Consider the following 14,788-nt stretch of genomic DNA (forward strand, 5'->3'; position numbering starts at 1 on the left):
GATAAACAATAACAGTTCTGCAATCTGGCGTTTATCAGAGATTGACTGATAAATGCCAGGGAGCATTCGGCGCGCTGACAAAAAGTGCGCTTATCTTGACACAAACTTGACAGTTAATTGCCTGGTCAGTAATTTCAAATGTAATTACTGACCAGGCAACTATCATGACGAACAATCCGGGTATTATCAATAACAAGCTTCATCTCGGTTTGCTTATCCACCTCGCGAACCAGTTTAAAGATCAGTTGATCAGCCAATATTTCTCTGGTGCGGATATCACCGCAGCGCAATTTAAGGTACTGATTAATATTTATAAAGGCGTGACCAGCCCTGTTGTCATCAGCAAAAACCTGGTGATGGATGCTGGCGCGATGAGCCGTATGGTTGGCCGCATGGTCAAGCGCGAACTGATTGTTCGCCATCCGAATCCACAAGATAAGCGCCAGGTGATTCTGGCTCTGACAGACAAGGGCCAGTTGATTTGCGATCGTTTTCAGAATGAAGCGCTCGCTTCAATTATTGCCTCTCTCACCGCACGCCTGACGCAGGATGAATCTCAACAACTGGTGGCATTAATTACCAAAATGCTGCCGGATGACATCACCGCGCCACATCGCTAACACCGTTTAAAGGCCAAAAGATGGAAACCACTCCAGAAGAACACGTTCAGCAATCCAGTAAGCGCAAACGTAATTTTATTATTTTTATCCTGATTCTTGTGCTGGCCGCCGCCGGCTGTCTCACATGGTATTTCTTGTATGCTCGTTTTTATGAGTCAACAGATGATGCCTACGTGAATGGCAATCAGGTCGCGCTAACCCCGCAAATTAACGGCACAGTGACTCAGGTCACCGCAGACGAAGGGGATTTCGTCGAGAAAGGCCAACCGCTGGTATTACTTGACCCAAGCGATACTCAGATTGCACTACAACAAGCAGAAGCCAGCCTGGCAAACACCGTTCGCCAGGTGCGCGGTTTATACAGCACAGCGGATAATTACCGTGCGCAAGTCGCCGCTAAACAGGTCGCCCTGCAAACGGCTCAAAATGACTATGCGCGCCGCGAGAAAATATTCTCGACTGGTGCGATTGCCGCAGAAGACCTCGCGCATTATCGCGATGCCGTCACCAGCGCACAAAGCGATTTGGCTGCTGCACAACAAGCATTGCGTACCAACCTGGCGATGGTGGATGACACCGTTATCGAAAGCCATCCGGAAATCAAAACGGCTGTTGCAACACTTCGTCAGCGTTATCTGGATAACTCGCGTACCACTATTGTGGCTCCGGTAAGTGGCTATGTCGCCAAACGCGCCGTGCAATTGGGGATGCAGGTCACTTCTGGCACCACTTTGCTGGCCATCGTGCCGCTCAATGAAGTGTGGGTGGATGCTAACTTCAAAGAAAGCCAGATGAAAACCATGCGTCTGGGCCAGAAAGTGACGCTTAACGCCGATCTGTACGGTGATGATGTTGAATACCACGGAACGATTGAAAGCCTTGGGATTGGCACTGGCAGCGCGTTTTCGTTGTTGCCAGCGCAGAATGCCAGCGGTAACTGGATCAAAATCGTTCAGCGTCTGCCAGTACGTATCACGCTCGATGCACATGATATGCGCAAGCACCCGCTGCGCGTTGGGTTGTCGATGAATGCACGTGTGGATATTCGCAATGAAGAGGGTCACCTGCTGCCACAAAAAACTGTCAGCGCCCCTCGCTTTACCACTGATGTCTATCAAGACTCACTGGAAGCGGCAGACAAACTGGTGACGAAAATCCTTCATGACAACAGCAATGCGGTAGCGTCAAGCGCCCATTAAGAGAGAAGTTATGCAAGATAAGGCGGCGTATACGCCACCCAGTCTGCTGCTCGCGACGCTCGCACTGTCGCTGGCAACTTTCATGCAGGTGCTGGACTCAACCATTGCAAACGTCGCATTGCCGACGATTGCCGGCAATCTGGGTGTTAGTGCAGATCAAGGCACGTGGGTTATCACTTCGTTTGCAGTGTGTAACGCTATTGCTTTGCCGCTCACCGGTTGGTTTACCCGACGCTTTGGTCAACTGAAACTTTTTATCGGATCGGTGGTGATGTTTACCCTCACCTCATTCCTGTGCGGTTTTGCCCACAGTATGACCGAACTGATAATCTTCCGCGCCATGCAGGGTTTTTTCGCCGGCCCCATGTTCCCGATGTGCCAGACACTGTTGTTGGTTATCTTCCCGCCGATGAAACGCGGAATGGCACTGGCACTTCTGTCGATGGTGACAGTGGTTGCTCCCATCGTTGGGCCAATTACCGGAGGCTGGATTACTGATAACTACTCCTGGCCATGGATTTTTTACATCAACGTACCAATCGGCATTTTTGCCTCGATTGTCGTTTGGACACAGATGCGTGGGCGCGAAGAGACTACCACTACATCACCGATTGACTATATCGGCATCGGATTGCTGGTAATCGGTGTAGGGCTGTTACAAGTAGTGCTGGATAAGGGCAACGATCTTGATTGGTTTGCCTCACCAGAAATTATCATCATGTCGGTGATTTCGGCGATTGGTCTGGTGGCTTTTGTCATTTGGGAGTTGGGCGAGCGCCACCCCATTGTGAATTTGCGTCTGTTTAAAGAACGCAACTTTGCGATTGGTACCACGGCATTAATGCTGGGATATGCGGCTTTCTTCGCTATCAACATTATCCTGCCGCAGTGGCTGCAAACACAGATGGGCTACACCGCAATCTGGGCCGGACTTGCCGCGGCACCGATGGGTTTCTTGCCACTGTTACTGACGCCGATTGTTGGCCGTTATGCCAGCAAAGTGGATTTACGAATTCTGGCGTCAATGTCGTTCCTGATTATGGGCGCGTCCTGCTTGTTCCGTGCGCAGTTCAATACCAACGTAGATTTCCGCACTATTGCTGAGGTGCAGATGTTTATGGGTATCGGCGTGGCATTCTTCTTTATGCCGTTAACAACGATTGTGTTGTCGAATCTTCATGGCGCTGAAGTGGCGGAAGGTTCTGGCTTAGCCACGTTCTTCCGCGTATTGGGTGGTTCATTCGCTTCGTCACTGACAACCTGGATTTGGTCACGTCGTGAAGTTTTCCATCATGCCAATCTGACCGAAAGCGTGTCGATTTATAACCCGTCTGCGGTGGATTATCTGGATAAAATGGGTGGCGCGACGCAACAGCATCTGGCGTGGGTTGATAAAACTATCGAACAACAGGCCTACATGATGTCGACCATCGACTACTTCTGGATTTTGGGCTGGGGATTTATGGGGCTGATTGTGATTATCTGGTTCGCGCGACCGCCGTTTATCCGCTCTGGCGCACCTGGCGCTCCGGCTGCGGGGCATTAATAGAATCTGGCGGGTTTCCCCGCCAGACTTTTATTCTTAGACTGACTCACCTGCCGCTTCCACTGGAATATCCTGCAACGTGCGCTCAAAACTGCGCAGACGTTTGTAGATAGACATCAGTTCAACGAGTGTGGTCCACGAGCTAATCAAATACTGGAATGAGCCGCGAACCTGACCGAATGCGTTAGTTATCTGCGTCATAAGGCCAAAAGTGATCGCTCCGGCAGCGATTGACGGGAACAGCAGAAATACACCAAATACGCCATCTAGCTGCAAATAGAGAATTCGCACGATGTTGAAATAGGTATAGTGGAAATAGAGACGAAAATAGTTATGCCGTACGCCGGCGAACAACTCTTTCACCGTCGGTGGTGTAGCGCGTGATGCATCATCTTCACCGTAAACCAGCTCTTTACGATAAGCCGCTTCTACTTTTTGATTATTAAACTGTAAGCCCGGCAGCTTAATCCCGACCGCGGCCAGCAGCCCCGTTCCCATAATCGACCAGGCTATAGCCGCATAGACAAGGCCATAAGGGATTTGCCCGACTATTGGCAGTTCTTTAACGTGTGGGGAAAGGGCAACCAATACAGGTAGAAAAGCAATCAACGTCATGATGGATTGCAACAGACTGACGCCCATATCCTCAAGCGTCGCGGCAAAACGCATCGTATCTTCTTGCACACGCTGAGCGGCCCCTTCAATATGGCGCAGCATCTGCCAGTGTTCCATGTAGTATTCGTTCATCGCGGTACGCCAGCGGAAGACATAGTGGCTGATGAAGAATGTATTCAGTACGGATACCGTAACCGCAATCAGGGCGATTGCGAGGAACACACCCGTCTCGCTGTAAAATTGACCAATAGGGACAGTGTTCGGCGGGCTACTCAACGCTTTCTGAATCAGATCGTAGAAAGGGGCATACCAGGCGTTAATAGCCACTCCGACTTCCACCAGGAACCAGGTGACAAAGACGATCAGCGCCGAACCAAGAATTGACCAGTACTGCCAGCGATGTGGACGATAAATAAACCAGAACCCGGCGAACAGTCCTACGCACACGGCGTAATAGGCATAAAAGACTAACGCCTTCGATGTCCAAAAACGGGTGACATTAACAGGGATTTTATCGCTCGCACCAAACAGTTGCTCAAGCCAGTGTCCCCCGCCTACTTGCCAGAAAATGACGGCAAGCAGACCCCAAATAGCCGCCGACAAGAAAAAAGCTCTTGGGCTTGGGAAAAACGATTTAAACATCTACAACACTCCTGAAAACAAACTCTTATTGTTATGACCATCACGACTCAATAAGGCTCACTGAATGTTGTATCAAGAGATGTCAGGTTTACTGCTTTACCACTGTTCGAGAATCTCCGCGGTAGATTTTACCCGCAGCGTGTTTCCCGGAATCGTAAAGTTACGCCAGACATCGTTGTAATGCTCGATCAACACTTCGGCAAGCGCAGCCGGACGATTTGCTGTTGTATGCGCGTCTGCAGCGACAGTCATGGCATAACCGCGACTGGCTCCGTTTTTAATAGTAGCGTCCACGCAATAATCCGTTGCACAACCGCATACCACAAATTCTTTTATTTGGTGGCGATTGAGGACTTCATCAAGCTCAGTACGGTAAAACGCATCGCACGCTGTTTTGGTAACATAAAGCGCATCAATGGGTTGTATTAACTCGGCTAAAAGATCAAACGCCGCAGTCCCCTGCTCCAACCCCTGTTCAGTATGTTGGATGAAAATGACTTTATCAGCGGTGTTAATCAGTTGGTTAATACGTGTCGTGCAGATGTCCCGGTTAATACGAGGGGCTTCAAAGACCCCATTCTGCATATCAATAACCATCAGTACACGTTGGGCAGGCATGATTTAGCTCTCATCAAACGAGGAATTGCGGAGCGTACCACATACCTGTTTTGGCTTTAAACTGTATAAAGTTTAGGCTCACCCTCTGGACGTGTTTTGAATCGACGATGCAGCCATAAGTATTGCTCTGGCGCACGCATGATTTCGCGTTCGATCTTCCGGTTCACGTACTCCGCTGCGGCCTGTTCGTCATCTAATGGATAATCTTCAAACTCGGGCTCAATAACCAGTTGATAACCTGTTCCATCTTGCTTACGGATTAGCACGATGGTCAGAATCGCAGGTTTTGCCAGACGAGCAATGGTGTAAGTTCCGTTGGTTGTCGCAGCCTTTTGCACAGCAAAAAATGGCGCAAATGAACTGCCTTTCGGACCATAATCCTGATCGGGTGCGAACCATACAGCTTCGCCTGCTTTAAGAGCCTTCACCATGCCTTTCAGATTACGACGATCCAGCATCGCTTTATTGGAGCGAGAACGGCCGCGCGTTTGAATAAATTCCATCGCTTTATTGTTGTGTGGGCGGTACATCGCCATCATCGGACGGCAGAGACCCATCACGCGGCCCCCCAATTCCAGCGACATAAAATGCACACCGATAGCCATGACACCTTGCCCTTTATCACAAGCAGCAGTGATATGTTCAAGCCCACGCACTTCGAACCATTTGCGTACCCGTGCATCCGGCCAGAACCAGGCCATACCGGTTTCAATTAAACCCATTCCTAGCGACGAGAAATTCTGTACCACGATGGCGTCAACCTGCTCATCGGTGTAATGCGGGAAACATAATTTAAGGTTCTGGCGAGCAATGGAAACCCGTCGTTTGAGAAAACGCATGGATGCGCGACCAATGAAGTCGCCCATTTTCAGTAGCACAGGGTAAGGCAATTGCACCCACAACCACAAAATAGCCATACCAAACCAGGTCAGCCAGTAGCGAGGGTGGAGGAGTTCAGTTCGAAAGCGCGGTTTACTAGACATTATCAGCTTCTGTATGCGTAATGGGTGTGTATCGCATAAAGAAGTCACTCATTAGCGGTACAGCATAGTGCTCGTACTATGACGCCACTCGGCGGTAATAGTTGCAGCAGTGAAATCAAAGTGACTCCGATAATACGCATTTTCTGATCAAGCCATATATAGATGTTGTCAGTTTTTTTACGTATTTCGCTTCATTGCGTCAGGATTAGGAGTTACGCACCCATTTTAGTTTAAAAAATAGACGATTCAAAACATATTTCGACGATTTACCAGGAGAGAATGTTGCATTTGCCAGTACCTCAATAGACGGTGAAAACACGAAGCTAAAATTGTGATTTCTAACGGATAAATTTTAGTCTTTTCCGCTGTCGAAAATCAATTTCTGGACTAATACTTATTGGGATTTCCCTACAATCTTCAGGAACCTGGCACAATGAAAAAACTAACTTTAGCGTTACTTTCCAGCACTCTTCTATTCGCAAGCGCCGGCGCCTTTGCCGAGAACCCAGCCACCAGCACATCGGGAATGCAGGCAGAAAAGGAACAACTCAGTAACCCTGGTCATATTATTGATGACTGCCGTGCCGCTGGAAATGAAAACAAGAAAGGCTGCGAATCAGGACACGAGATGCGTTCTGAGCATAAAAGTGACGATAAAATGCTTAAGAAAGGCGGGACAACTGACGAAGTAACGCAGAAAGATGTACAAAAGACAAATTAATGCAAATTGCACCGCAGCCTCAAACTGTGGTGCTTTACTAACCGATAATCCCCCTGAAATGCCGCGTTACGCTTTTTCTCATCACAATCCTCATTTTCCGCGTTTGCGTAGCGCCATAGAGTAGTATAAATACGATCAATATCGCTTCACTTCGTTTATGGGTTATCCGCGTTGAAAATTCGTCTCCCACGTCTCGCAGTACTCGTCATTGCTGCACTGCCAATTATGAGTTTTGCTCAAACTTCTCCCGATCCTGTTTTTGCTTCTGAAATAGCAGATCGTTATGCCAATCATATTTTTTATGGCAGCGGTGCTACAGGAATGGCAATGGTCGTGATTGATGGTAACCAGCGCGCTTTCAAAAGTTTTGGTGAGACACGACCAGGTAATAACGTTCGCCCGCAACTTGACTCGGTTATCCGTATTGCTTCGCTAACCAAACTCATGACCAGTGAAATGCTGGTAAAAATGTTGGATCAGGGCAAGGTTCAGCTCAATGATCCATTAAGCAAGTATGCCCCTGGCGGAGTCAGAGTCCCTACTTATAATGGCAAACCCATTACACTGGTGAATCTGGCGACTCACACCAGCGCATTACCTCGTGAGCAACCTGGCGGTGCCGCGCATCGAACTGTGTTTACCTGGCCGACGCGTGATCAACGCTGGAATTGGCTCGCCAATGCAAGTTTAAAAAGCGCACCAGGTACAATTGCCTCTTATTCAAATCTCGCATTTGATCTTCTCGCCGATGCGCTAGCCCGGGCTGCAAACAAACCTTACCCTCAATTGTTCGAAGAACAAATCACCCGCCCATTGGGTATGAAGGACACAACATTTACTCCTTCACCTGACCAGTGCAAGCGCCTGATGGTGGCAGAAAAAGGTGCCAGTCCTTGCGATAATACACTCGCAGCGATTGGCAGTGGCGGCGTTTATTCGACACCTGACGACATGATGCGCTGGATGCAGCAGTTTTTGAGTTCTGATTTTCATCGTCGTAATACTCAAGCTGACAGAATGCAGACGCTTATCTATCAACGCACACAACTCACCAAAGTTATTGGTATGGATGTTCCAGGAAAAGCCGATGCTTTGGGACTGGGCTGGGTGTATATGGCACCAAAGAATGGTCGTCCTGGCATTGTGCAAAAAACAGGTGGCGGTGGCGGATTTATCACGTATATGGCAATGGTTCCGCAAAGCAATGTGGGAGTGTTTGTTGTCATCACACGCTCACCATTAACTCGTTTTGTGAATATGAGTGATGGTGTAAATGATTTAGTTTCTGAACTAAGTGGTTCCACGTCTCAAGCCGGCCCTGCGTCCTGATAGAAAAGCAGGTCGATGTTTCGACCTGCTTTCTCAATAACTGGTCGGCAGACGACCAACAGAAACCAGCTTACCTTTATCCATCTCAATGTAATTACCTTTGCGTAGCGCAGACAATATTTCAGCAATTACAGAGCGTGATATTTTAGTTCTTTTTTGTATAAAACTAATGACCCCAATACGCGCACGTAAATCAAAACTCCATGAGTCCATAATGAGCAACGTCACCCGAATCTGAGAATAGGTTGTTGTACCAATAAAACGAGAATCACGCCTTTCAAGCCCACGAACAACATAGCTTGTCCAGTGACATGCCTGTTGCCACAATCTATTTTTTTCAATAATTTCAGATGCAAGATGTGCGGGAACGGTGAACCCTTGGCAATCAGTTTGCGTAACCAAGCGATATTTAATTGGAGTCGTTTGGAATATATTTGCCAAACCTAGCAGAGTGGGAGCAGATACGAGCTCCATCAAAAGTTCGTCTGTTTCCCTGTGTAAAATAATACTCCCTTCGCTAAAGAACCAGATTAATGGTTCATTATGTTCATTAAACATGCTTAATTCACTGTCTGCTGGCAAGGTGAATTTATTGCCAACCTCCACCAACCTGCTACGAATAGCTTCGAGCGGGGTTAATGGTTTTGTAATCATAATAGATACTCTTTTATCTAATGATAGCTCAATAAAATGCCTGTCTCTATTCGAGACAGGCATCTTTATAATCACTTGATTCACTTTGAAGAGAATACTAAGGGGAGGCAAAAACCTTATATTCAGTGAGTCGTATAATTATTTATTTACCAAGTGTATTTAACACCCACGTTTGCCGACCAATCTTGGTCAACATCACCACCACCAAGGTAGTTAGTGTCAGCATAGGCTGCAAAGTTTTTAGTGAAGCTGAACTGAGTACCAAGTCCTACGCGTACCGCAGAACCTTCCACCCCATTGTCAATATTGTCACCATTCACATCAGCACTATTGCCGTTAGAATCGTCATAGACGTACGCCAGCTTGAAGTAAGGAGTCAGAGCTTGATCACCGTAGTCGAAGGTATACCCAGCGTCCATACCTAACTCATAACGCATGCTGTCATACGACTGGCTACCCACTTTCATATCATTGCTAAGTTGGTAGTTGTCGCCATCCTGGAACAGACCAGAAATAGAAGCATAAGGGGTCAGATAACCTTCCTTGCTGAGCTGCCAGTCGTAACCCAGTTTCAAGCCAAAGCCCCAGGCATCGGATGAAGCATCGCCGCTTACTGCTGCGCCATTGCTCATGGTTGCAGTCAGGTCATTGCTGTAATGGCTATAGCTCAGACTTGAATCAAAGAAGATATTGTTCTGGAAGCGAGCCGAAGAGTAGATACGAGCAGACTGGCTGTCTTGATCTACGCTACCGCTGTTATCATTGATATCGCCTTTTGCAAAGCCTGCTGCTGCACCGACAGTCCACTTAGCACTATTGCCTTCGATCTGTTTATCCAGACCAACCATGATACCACTTACATCCTGGTCATAGTTCAACACGCCATTGTCACCGGAGAAACCGCCACCGATGTAAGTGACCCATGCACCGCCAGTATCACCTTCAGAATGACGGCCATTTGCCAGGCGGGTTGCCAGCGCGTCTTGCTCCAGGTTCCAGATATTGGTATTTGCAGAAGGAATGCTCAACGCCATGTTAGCGTAGTCAGTCAGCTCACCCTGCTTGAGCACAACAGTATTACCATACTGCTCAGCGTGATAGGTGTAAGCACCCAAATCAGCTTTGTTAGCAGCAGAGAAAGTTGCAGTGCTGTTCACATCGTTAACATAGATAATTTCTTTATCTTTATAGTTAGCAACAGAACCTGCACCCGTTGAATTATTGATACGCACTTTGTAGTTACCAGCAGCCGCTACTGTTCCATCGTTGGTATCATCTACACTGAATTCTTGATCAGCATTGTTACTATTACCGTTACCATTAATGGTCAGATGTCCGTCAGAGTTCATAGCAATTACGCCATAACCATAAGTCGCATCTTGAGTATTCGAGGTATTAGTATGACCATTCACTAAGTCAGCATCTAATACATAGTCGCTGCTATTGATGTTGAATACACCACCATTAGTCAGTTCCATTCTATCAGTGCTAAACAGGTTGGCATCGAAATCACCAGCACCAATGCTAAATTCGCCACCGTTAGAAACGGTAACAGTGTTAGCACGCAGGTAGGTGGTTTCATCAGTCAGATCGACTTTACTGTAACTATCAACAGTCAGATGGTCAGTGCCCACTTCACCGCCAGAACTCAGGTTCATCGTAGAACCGTTGGTCAGAGTAATTGAGTCTGACAGCAGAGAAGAATCTTGGGCTACGTTAACCTGAGAACCATTATTCACGGCCAGTGTATCAATATTGGAATTATTGACTGTATCCCATTCTGAACCGTTGTTCAGTGCAACGTTGAACACACCGCTCTGGAAAGTCTGATCATCGACAACATTACCCCAATGATCATAAGTAGAGTTTGGCTCAAGGCTGTTGACTGCAACATCGTACATGCTTGCAGGGCCAATAGCGTCATAGCTGAATACAGCTGCACCAACCCACTTACTACCGTTATCCAGGGTGATATTCAGTTCGTCAACGTTCAGACTATCGTCAGCCCAACCGCCATTGGTATCAAGAACACCATTATCGATAGAATCATGACCACTTGGATAGAAATTAGCATTCCAGGTGCTGGCAAACGCAACATCGCCCATCAGGGTAGAATGGTCGAATCTTACATTGTTTTTCATCGCATAATTTGATGCTGAACTATCAGCAAAAGACATTGCGATGTCGTTTACACTACCATCACCGTTATAGTCACTTGGTTCCTCAGAGTTACCATAGAAACCGTCGCCTTCCAGTGGGGTGTAAGCACCTGAAGTCACTGTAGAGTTAACAACAGAGATGTTGTTGTCCCAGGTGCGATATTCTGTGGCGTAATCTGTATTGCTGGTGTCCCCTTGAGACAGTGCAATACCGGCAACACGAGAGTTATCACTAATGTTGATATTGCTTTCAACATCTAGCGTTACTGCTGCGCCCAAATAGGCATAATCAGCTGTGCGATACTGTTCTGATGCTGCTATAGCATCAGCATTCAAATAACTGTCAGTAAAATAGAAATATTCGTAATCGTCGTCAATTGTAGAATTAGCGATATTCAGAGTGAATACATCACCATCAACCCACTTATAATCAACAGCAGTACCGTTCGTCCAGCCATAACCATCGTGGTCGTAAACTTTTTGAGAGGTAACCATACCGTGAATGACTGAGTTGGAAATGTTCAGCGTATTAGCATCACCATCTGCGTAATCATTATTCAGATAGTAAGTAGAGATAACGCCGTTTACTACATCGTTATTGAAGGTTTGATCATAAGCGCCATCTGCCGCATTGTTATAGATATAACCATCATAAGTAATATAGTTAAGCTTATCGGCATTTTCCCAATCGCTCCAGCTAAAAGCGGTGGTCGCGTCATCGTGATAACCGAAAGTGTTATAAGTAGTAGCATTTGCCTGAGAAGCAATTGCCAAAGTGCAGGCTAATGCTAGTTGTGATACAACGAGTTTCTTTTTCCAAGAGTGCATTTATCATCCCTCCTCAGGGACTAGATCTTATGTTGGTCCATCAATAGTCAATGCAGTAAGCGGTAACCACTAATACATGTAACGTTATTAGTGAGAGGATTATTATGTTCCAATAGCAAATCGTTCAATTAATTTCTGCTGTAAGTACGAAAACAGATTTATACCTAAAAAGTGTTATTTCATACAAAATGGAGAAACATTTTAAACATCAATGACATTCATTAAAAAAAGCACAACACATATAAATAACGCATAAATTTCACAGCTCACTTAAATACAAAGTATCATTCAACAAACAAATAAAAACAGAGGTAACATATAAGACAATGCCATATTAACGATTAACATTAAATTTATTGGAATTAATTAAAACTTATTAAGGCGGATTGTTTTAATAGATCACTTGAGGCTTCAGGGTAATAGTAAATAAAGAAGGGTAGGTAACACGTATAACCTTATAGTTTCCAGAAAGACGTATTACCTTTGGTTCAATTACGCTCGGATTGTATCGTCGCCGAATCCAATCCATTTATAAGTCGTGAGCGCTTCCAGCCCCATAGGGCCACGAGCATGAAGTTTCTGCGTACTTACCGCAACTTCGGCACCAAGGCCAAACTGGCCGCCATCGGTGAAACGTGTTGAAGCATTCACATAGACGGCAGAGGAATCAACTTCATTCACAAAGCGGTTCGCATTACGCAGTGTACGAGTCAAAATCGCGTCAGAGTGTTGTGTGCCATGTTCCCGGATATGGTCAATAGCGTCATCAATATTAGCGACAACTTTCACATTCAAATGCAGTGACAACCACTCGTCATCATAGTCTTCTGCTTTTACAGGCAGTACTTCCGCAGGCCCATTCTGTAACAGTGGCAGAGCCTTTTCGTCAGCATGCAATGTTACGCCAGATTCAGCCATTTGTTGGCTTAGCGCAGGCAAGAAGTTTGCTGCTATTCCTTGATGGACCAGTAAGGTTTCTACTGTATTGCAGGTACTTGGACGCTGAGTTTTGGCATTAACAATAATTCTCAGTGCCGGCTCAAATTCAGCACTGTCATCCACAAAGATATGGCAAACACCAATCCCACCGGTAATAACTGGAATCGTTGATTGCTCGCGACAGAGTTTATGTAGGCCTGCGCCACCACGAGGAATCAGCATGTCTACATAACGATCCATGCGTAGCAGCTCATTCACCAGTGCGCGATCGGGACTTTCTATCGCCTGAACCGCTGCCGCAGGTAGGCCACACTCCGTCAGCGCTTGTTGAATAACCTTGACCGTTGCGGCATTAGTGCGCCAGGTTTCTTTCCCGCCACGCAAAATCGCTGCATTTCCTGTTTTCAGGCACAGTGAAGCAACATCAACCGTAACATTAGGACGAGCTTCATAAATCACACCAACTACACCTAATGGAACACGCCGACGCTCAAGACGTAAACCACTGTCCAGCACACCGCCATCAATGATTTGACCCACTGGATCTGCCAAATTGCATACCTGACGAACATCATTCGCAATGCTACTCAGACGTGAAGGAGTGAGTTGTAATCGGTCTAACATCGCTTCGCTTAGGCCATTGGCCTTTGCTTCGGCCAGGTCTTTTTCGTTGGCTTCCAAAATAGCTGCAGCCTGAGCTTCCAGATTATCTGCGATACATTCCAGCGCGCGGTTTTTTTCGCGGCTGGAGAGCAGAGCCATCTGATAAGAGGCAGCTTTAGCTGCTTTACCCATTTTTTCCAGCATTGCCTGCTCCTTAGTTAACTATCATATCGTCACGATGAACGGCTACTGGGCCATATTCGTAGCCAAGAATTTCACCGATCTGTTGAGAGTGATGACCTGCGATACGACGCAAAGCGTCACTATTGTAGCGACAAACACCATGGGCAATATCGCGGCCTTCAAGGCTGCGAATGCGAATAACTTCACCGCGGGAAAAGTTTCCAGTGACGTTTTTGATACCCTTTGGCAATAAAGAGCTTCCGCGTTCAAGAATCGCCGCAAGCGCGCCATCATCGACCGTGATTTCACCTGCAGGAGGCGCACCAAATATCCAACGTTTGCGGTTTTCTAATGGTGATTGTTGAGCATGGAAACGAGTCCCCACTGGCGTACCCGCCATAACATCACCAATCACCCCGGGTTTGCTGCCAGCCGCAATGACTACGTCGATACCTGCGCGGCAAGCGACATCAGCAGCCTGCAATTTCGTCCCCATGCCGCCAGTTCCCAGGCCAGACACGCTATCACCAGCTATTGCTCGCAGTGCGTCGTCAATGCCGTGAACTTCTTTAATGAGTTCAGCTTCAGGGTTATTACGCGGATCAGCAGTAAATAACCCTTGTTGGTCAGTCAGCAGTAATAGTTTATCTGCACCAGCCAAAATGGCTGCCAGCGCAGACAGGTTGTCATTATCACCAACTTTGATTTCTGCGGTTGCAACGGCATCGTTTTCATTGATTACCGGCACGATGTTGTTATCAAGCAGTGCACGTAAAGTGTCACGAGCATTAAGGAAACGTTCGCGATCCTCCATATCGGCACGCGTCAGCAGCATCTGCCCAACATGAATGCCATAAATAGAAAACAGTTGTTCCCAGAGCTGGATCAATCGACTTTGACCAACGGCTGCCAGTAATTGCTTGGATGCAATGGTTGCGGGCAGTTCGGGATAACCTAAATGCTCGCGACCCGCAGCAATTGCCCCAGAGGTCACAATAACAATGCGATGCCCGGAGGCGTGAAGTTGTGCGCACTGACGCACCAGCTCAACAATATGAGCTCTATTCAGGCGGCGCGAGCCACCGGTTAATACGCTAGTGCCTAGTTTTACCACCAGCGTCTGGCTTTCACTCATGATTCTCTGCCGTT

12 protein-coding genes are annotated in these 14,788 nt (G+C 47.1%); 5 read left to right on the forward strand and 7 right to left on the reverse strand.

The features are described 5' to 3' along the window. Nucleotides 1-164: 164 nt before the first annotated feature. Genes MNO13_RS19335 through MNO13_RS19345 form a run of 3 tightly spaced genes read left to right on the forward strand, consistent with a single transcriptional unit; the run spans nucleotide 165 to nucleotide 3,365 of the window. A complete protein-coding gene (locus MNO13_RS19335; protein WP_133522316.1) occupies nucleotides 165-620 on the forward strand; it encodes a MarR family transcriptional regulator in 456 nt (151 codons plus the stop codon). Between the two features lie 20 nt (nucleotides 621-640). Then, the gene (locus MNO13_RS19340; RefSeq protein ID WP_133522315.1) at nucleotides 641-1,819 is read left to right on the forward strand and encodes an HlyD/EmrA/EmrK family protein; all 1,179 of its coding nucleotides are present in this window, start codon (nucleotides 641-643) and stop codon (nucleotides 1,817-1,819) included. A gap of 10 nt (nucleotides 1,820-1,829) precedes the next feature. Continuing rightward, nucleotides 1,830-3,365 carry a DHA2 family efflux MFS transporter permease subunit gene (locus tag MNO13_RS19345; protein ID WP_121814246.1) on the forward strand — a complete coding sequence of 512 codons (1,536 nt, stop codon included), beginning with the start codon at nucleotides 1,830-1,832 and terminating at the stop codon, nucleotides 3,363-3,365. A gap of 36 nt (nucleotides 3,366-3,401) precedes the next feature. Here the strand turns inward: MNO13_RS19345 and sbmA are convergent, their stop codons facing one another. The 3 genes from sbmA to lpxP all read right to left on the reverse strand — a co-directional run bounded on the left by sbmA (nucleotide 3,402) and on the right by lpxP (nucleotide 6,223). Next, nucleotides 3,402-4,622, reverse strand: a complete 1,221-nt coding sequence (sbmA, locus tag MNO13_RS19350) for a peptide antibiotic transporter SbmA (RefSeq protein ID WP_133522314.1) — start codon at nucleotides 4,620-4,622, stop codon at nucleotides 3,402-3,404. 96 nt (nucleotides 4,623-4,718) lie between these two features. Continuing rightward, nucleotides 4,719-5,240, reverse strand: coding sequence for an isochorismatase family protein (locus MNO13_RS19355; RefSeq protein WP_133522313.1), 522 nt, complete (start codon nucleotides 5,238-5,240; stop codon nucleotides 4,719-4,721). A gap of 56 nt (nucleotides 5,241-5,296) precedes the next feature. Further along, entirely contained in the window at nucleotides 5,297-6,223 is a 927-nt protein-coding gene (gene lpxP / locus MNO13_RS19360; RefSeq protein ID WP_064549268.1) for a kdo(2)-lipid IV(A) palmitoleoyltransferase, read from the reverse strand. A 433-nt stretch (nucleotides 6,224-6,656) separates the two neighbouring features. Here lpxP and MNO13_RS19365 point away from each other — a divergent pair, with 433 nt between their 5' ends. Together MNO13_RS19365 and ampH are read left to right on the forward strand one after the other, a co-directional pair. Then, the gene (locus MNO13_RS19365; RefSeq protein WP_064549271.1) at nucleotides 6,657-6,944 is read left to right on the forward strand and encodes a hypothetical protein; all 288 of its coding nucleotides are present in this window, start codon (nucleotides 6,657-6,659) and stop codon (nucleotides 6,942-6,944) included. Between the two features lie 225 nt (nucleotides 6,945-7,169). Beyond that, a complete protein-coding gene (ampH, locus tag MNO13_RS19370) occupies nucleotides 7,170-8,273 on the forward strand; it encodes a D-alanyl-D-alanine-carboxypeptidase/endopeptidase AmpH (RefSeq protein ID WP_232886216.1) in 1,104 nt (367 codons plus the stop codon). Between the two features lie 33 nt (nucleotides 8,274-8,306). On the opposite strand, the gene MNO13_RS19375 is transcribed toward ampH, so the two are convergent. The 4 genes from MNO13_RS19375 to proB all read right to left on the reverse strand — a co-directional run bounded on the left by MNO13_RS19375 (nucleotide 8,307) and on the right by proB (nucleotide 14,774). Next, on the reverse strand, nucleotides 8,307-8,927 hold the full coding sequence (locus MNO13_RS19375) for a helix-turn-helix domain-containing protein (protein WP_064549274.1): 621 nt from the start codon (nucleotides 8,925-8,927) through the stop codon (nucleotides 8,307-8,309). A gap of 146 nt (nucleotides 8,928-9,073) precedes the next feature. Beyond that, on the reverse strand, nucleotides 9,074-11,914 hold the full coding sequence (locus tag MNO13_RS19380) for an autotransporter outer membrane beta-barrel domain-containing protein (RefSeq protein WP_064549276.1): 2,841 nt from the start codon (nucleotides 11,912-11,914) through the stop codon (nucleotides 9,074-9,076). 492 nt (nucleotides 11,915-12,406) lie between these two features. Further along, nucleotides 12,407-13,660: a glutamate-5-semialdehyde dehydrogenase gene (gene proA, locus MNO13_RS19385; protein WP_064549279.1), complete on the reverse strand. Its 1,254-nt coding sequence runs from the start codon at nucleotides 13,658-13,660 to the stop codon at nucleotides 12,407-12,409. 10 nt (nucleotides 13,661-13,670) lie between these two features. Continuing rightward, nucleotides 13,671-14,774 carry a glutamate 5-kinase gene (gene proB, locus MNO13_RS19390; RefSeq protein ID WP_064549280.1) on the reverse strand — a complete coding sequence of 368 codons (1,104 nt, stop codon included), beginning with the start codon at nucleotides 14,772-14,774 and terminating at the stop codon, nucleotides 13,671-13,673. Nucleotides 14,775-14,788 lie beyond the last annotated feature (14 nt).

It is taken from the genome of Buttiauxella ferragutiae (assembly GCF_022637515.1).
Classification (GTDB): domain Bacteria; phylum Pseudomonadota; class Gammaproteobacteria; order Enterobacterales; family Enterobacteriaceae; genus Buttiauxella; species Buttiauxella ferragutiae.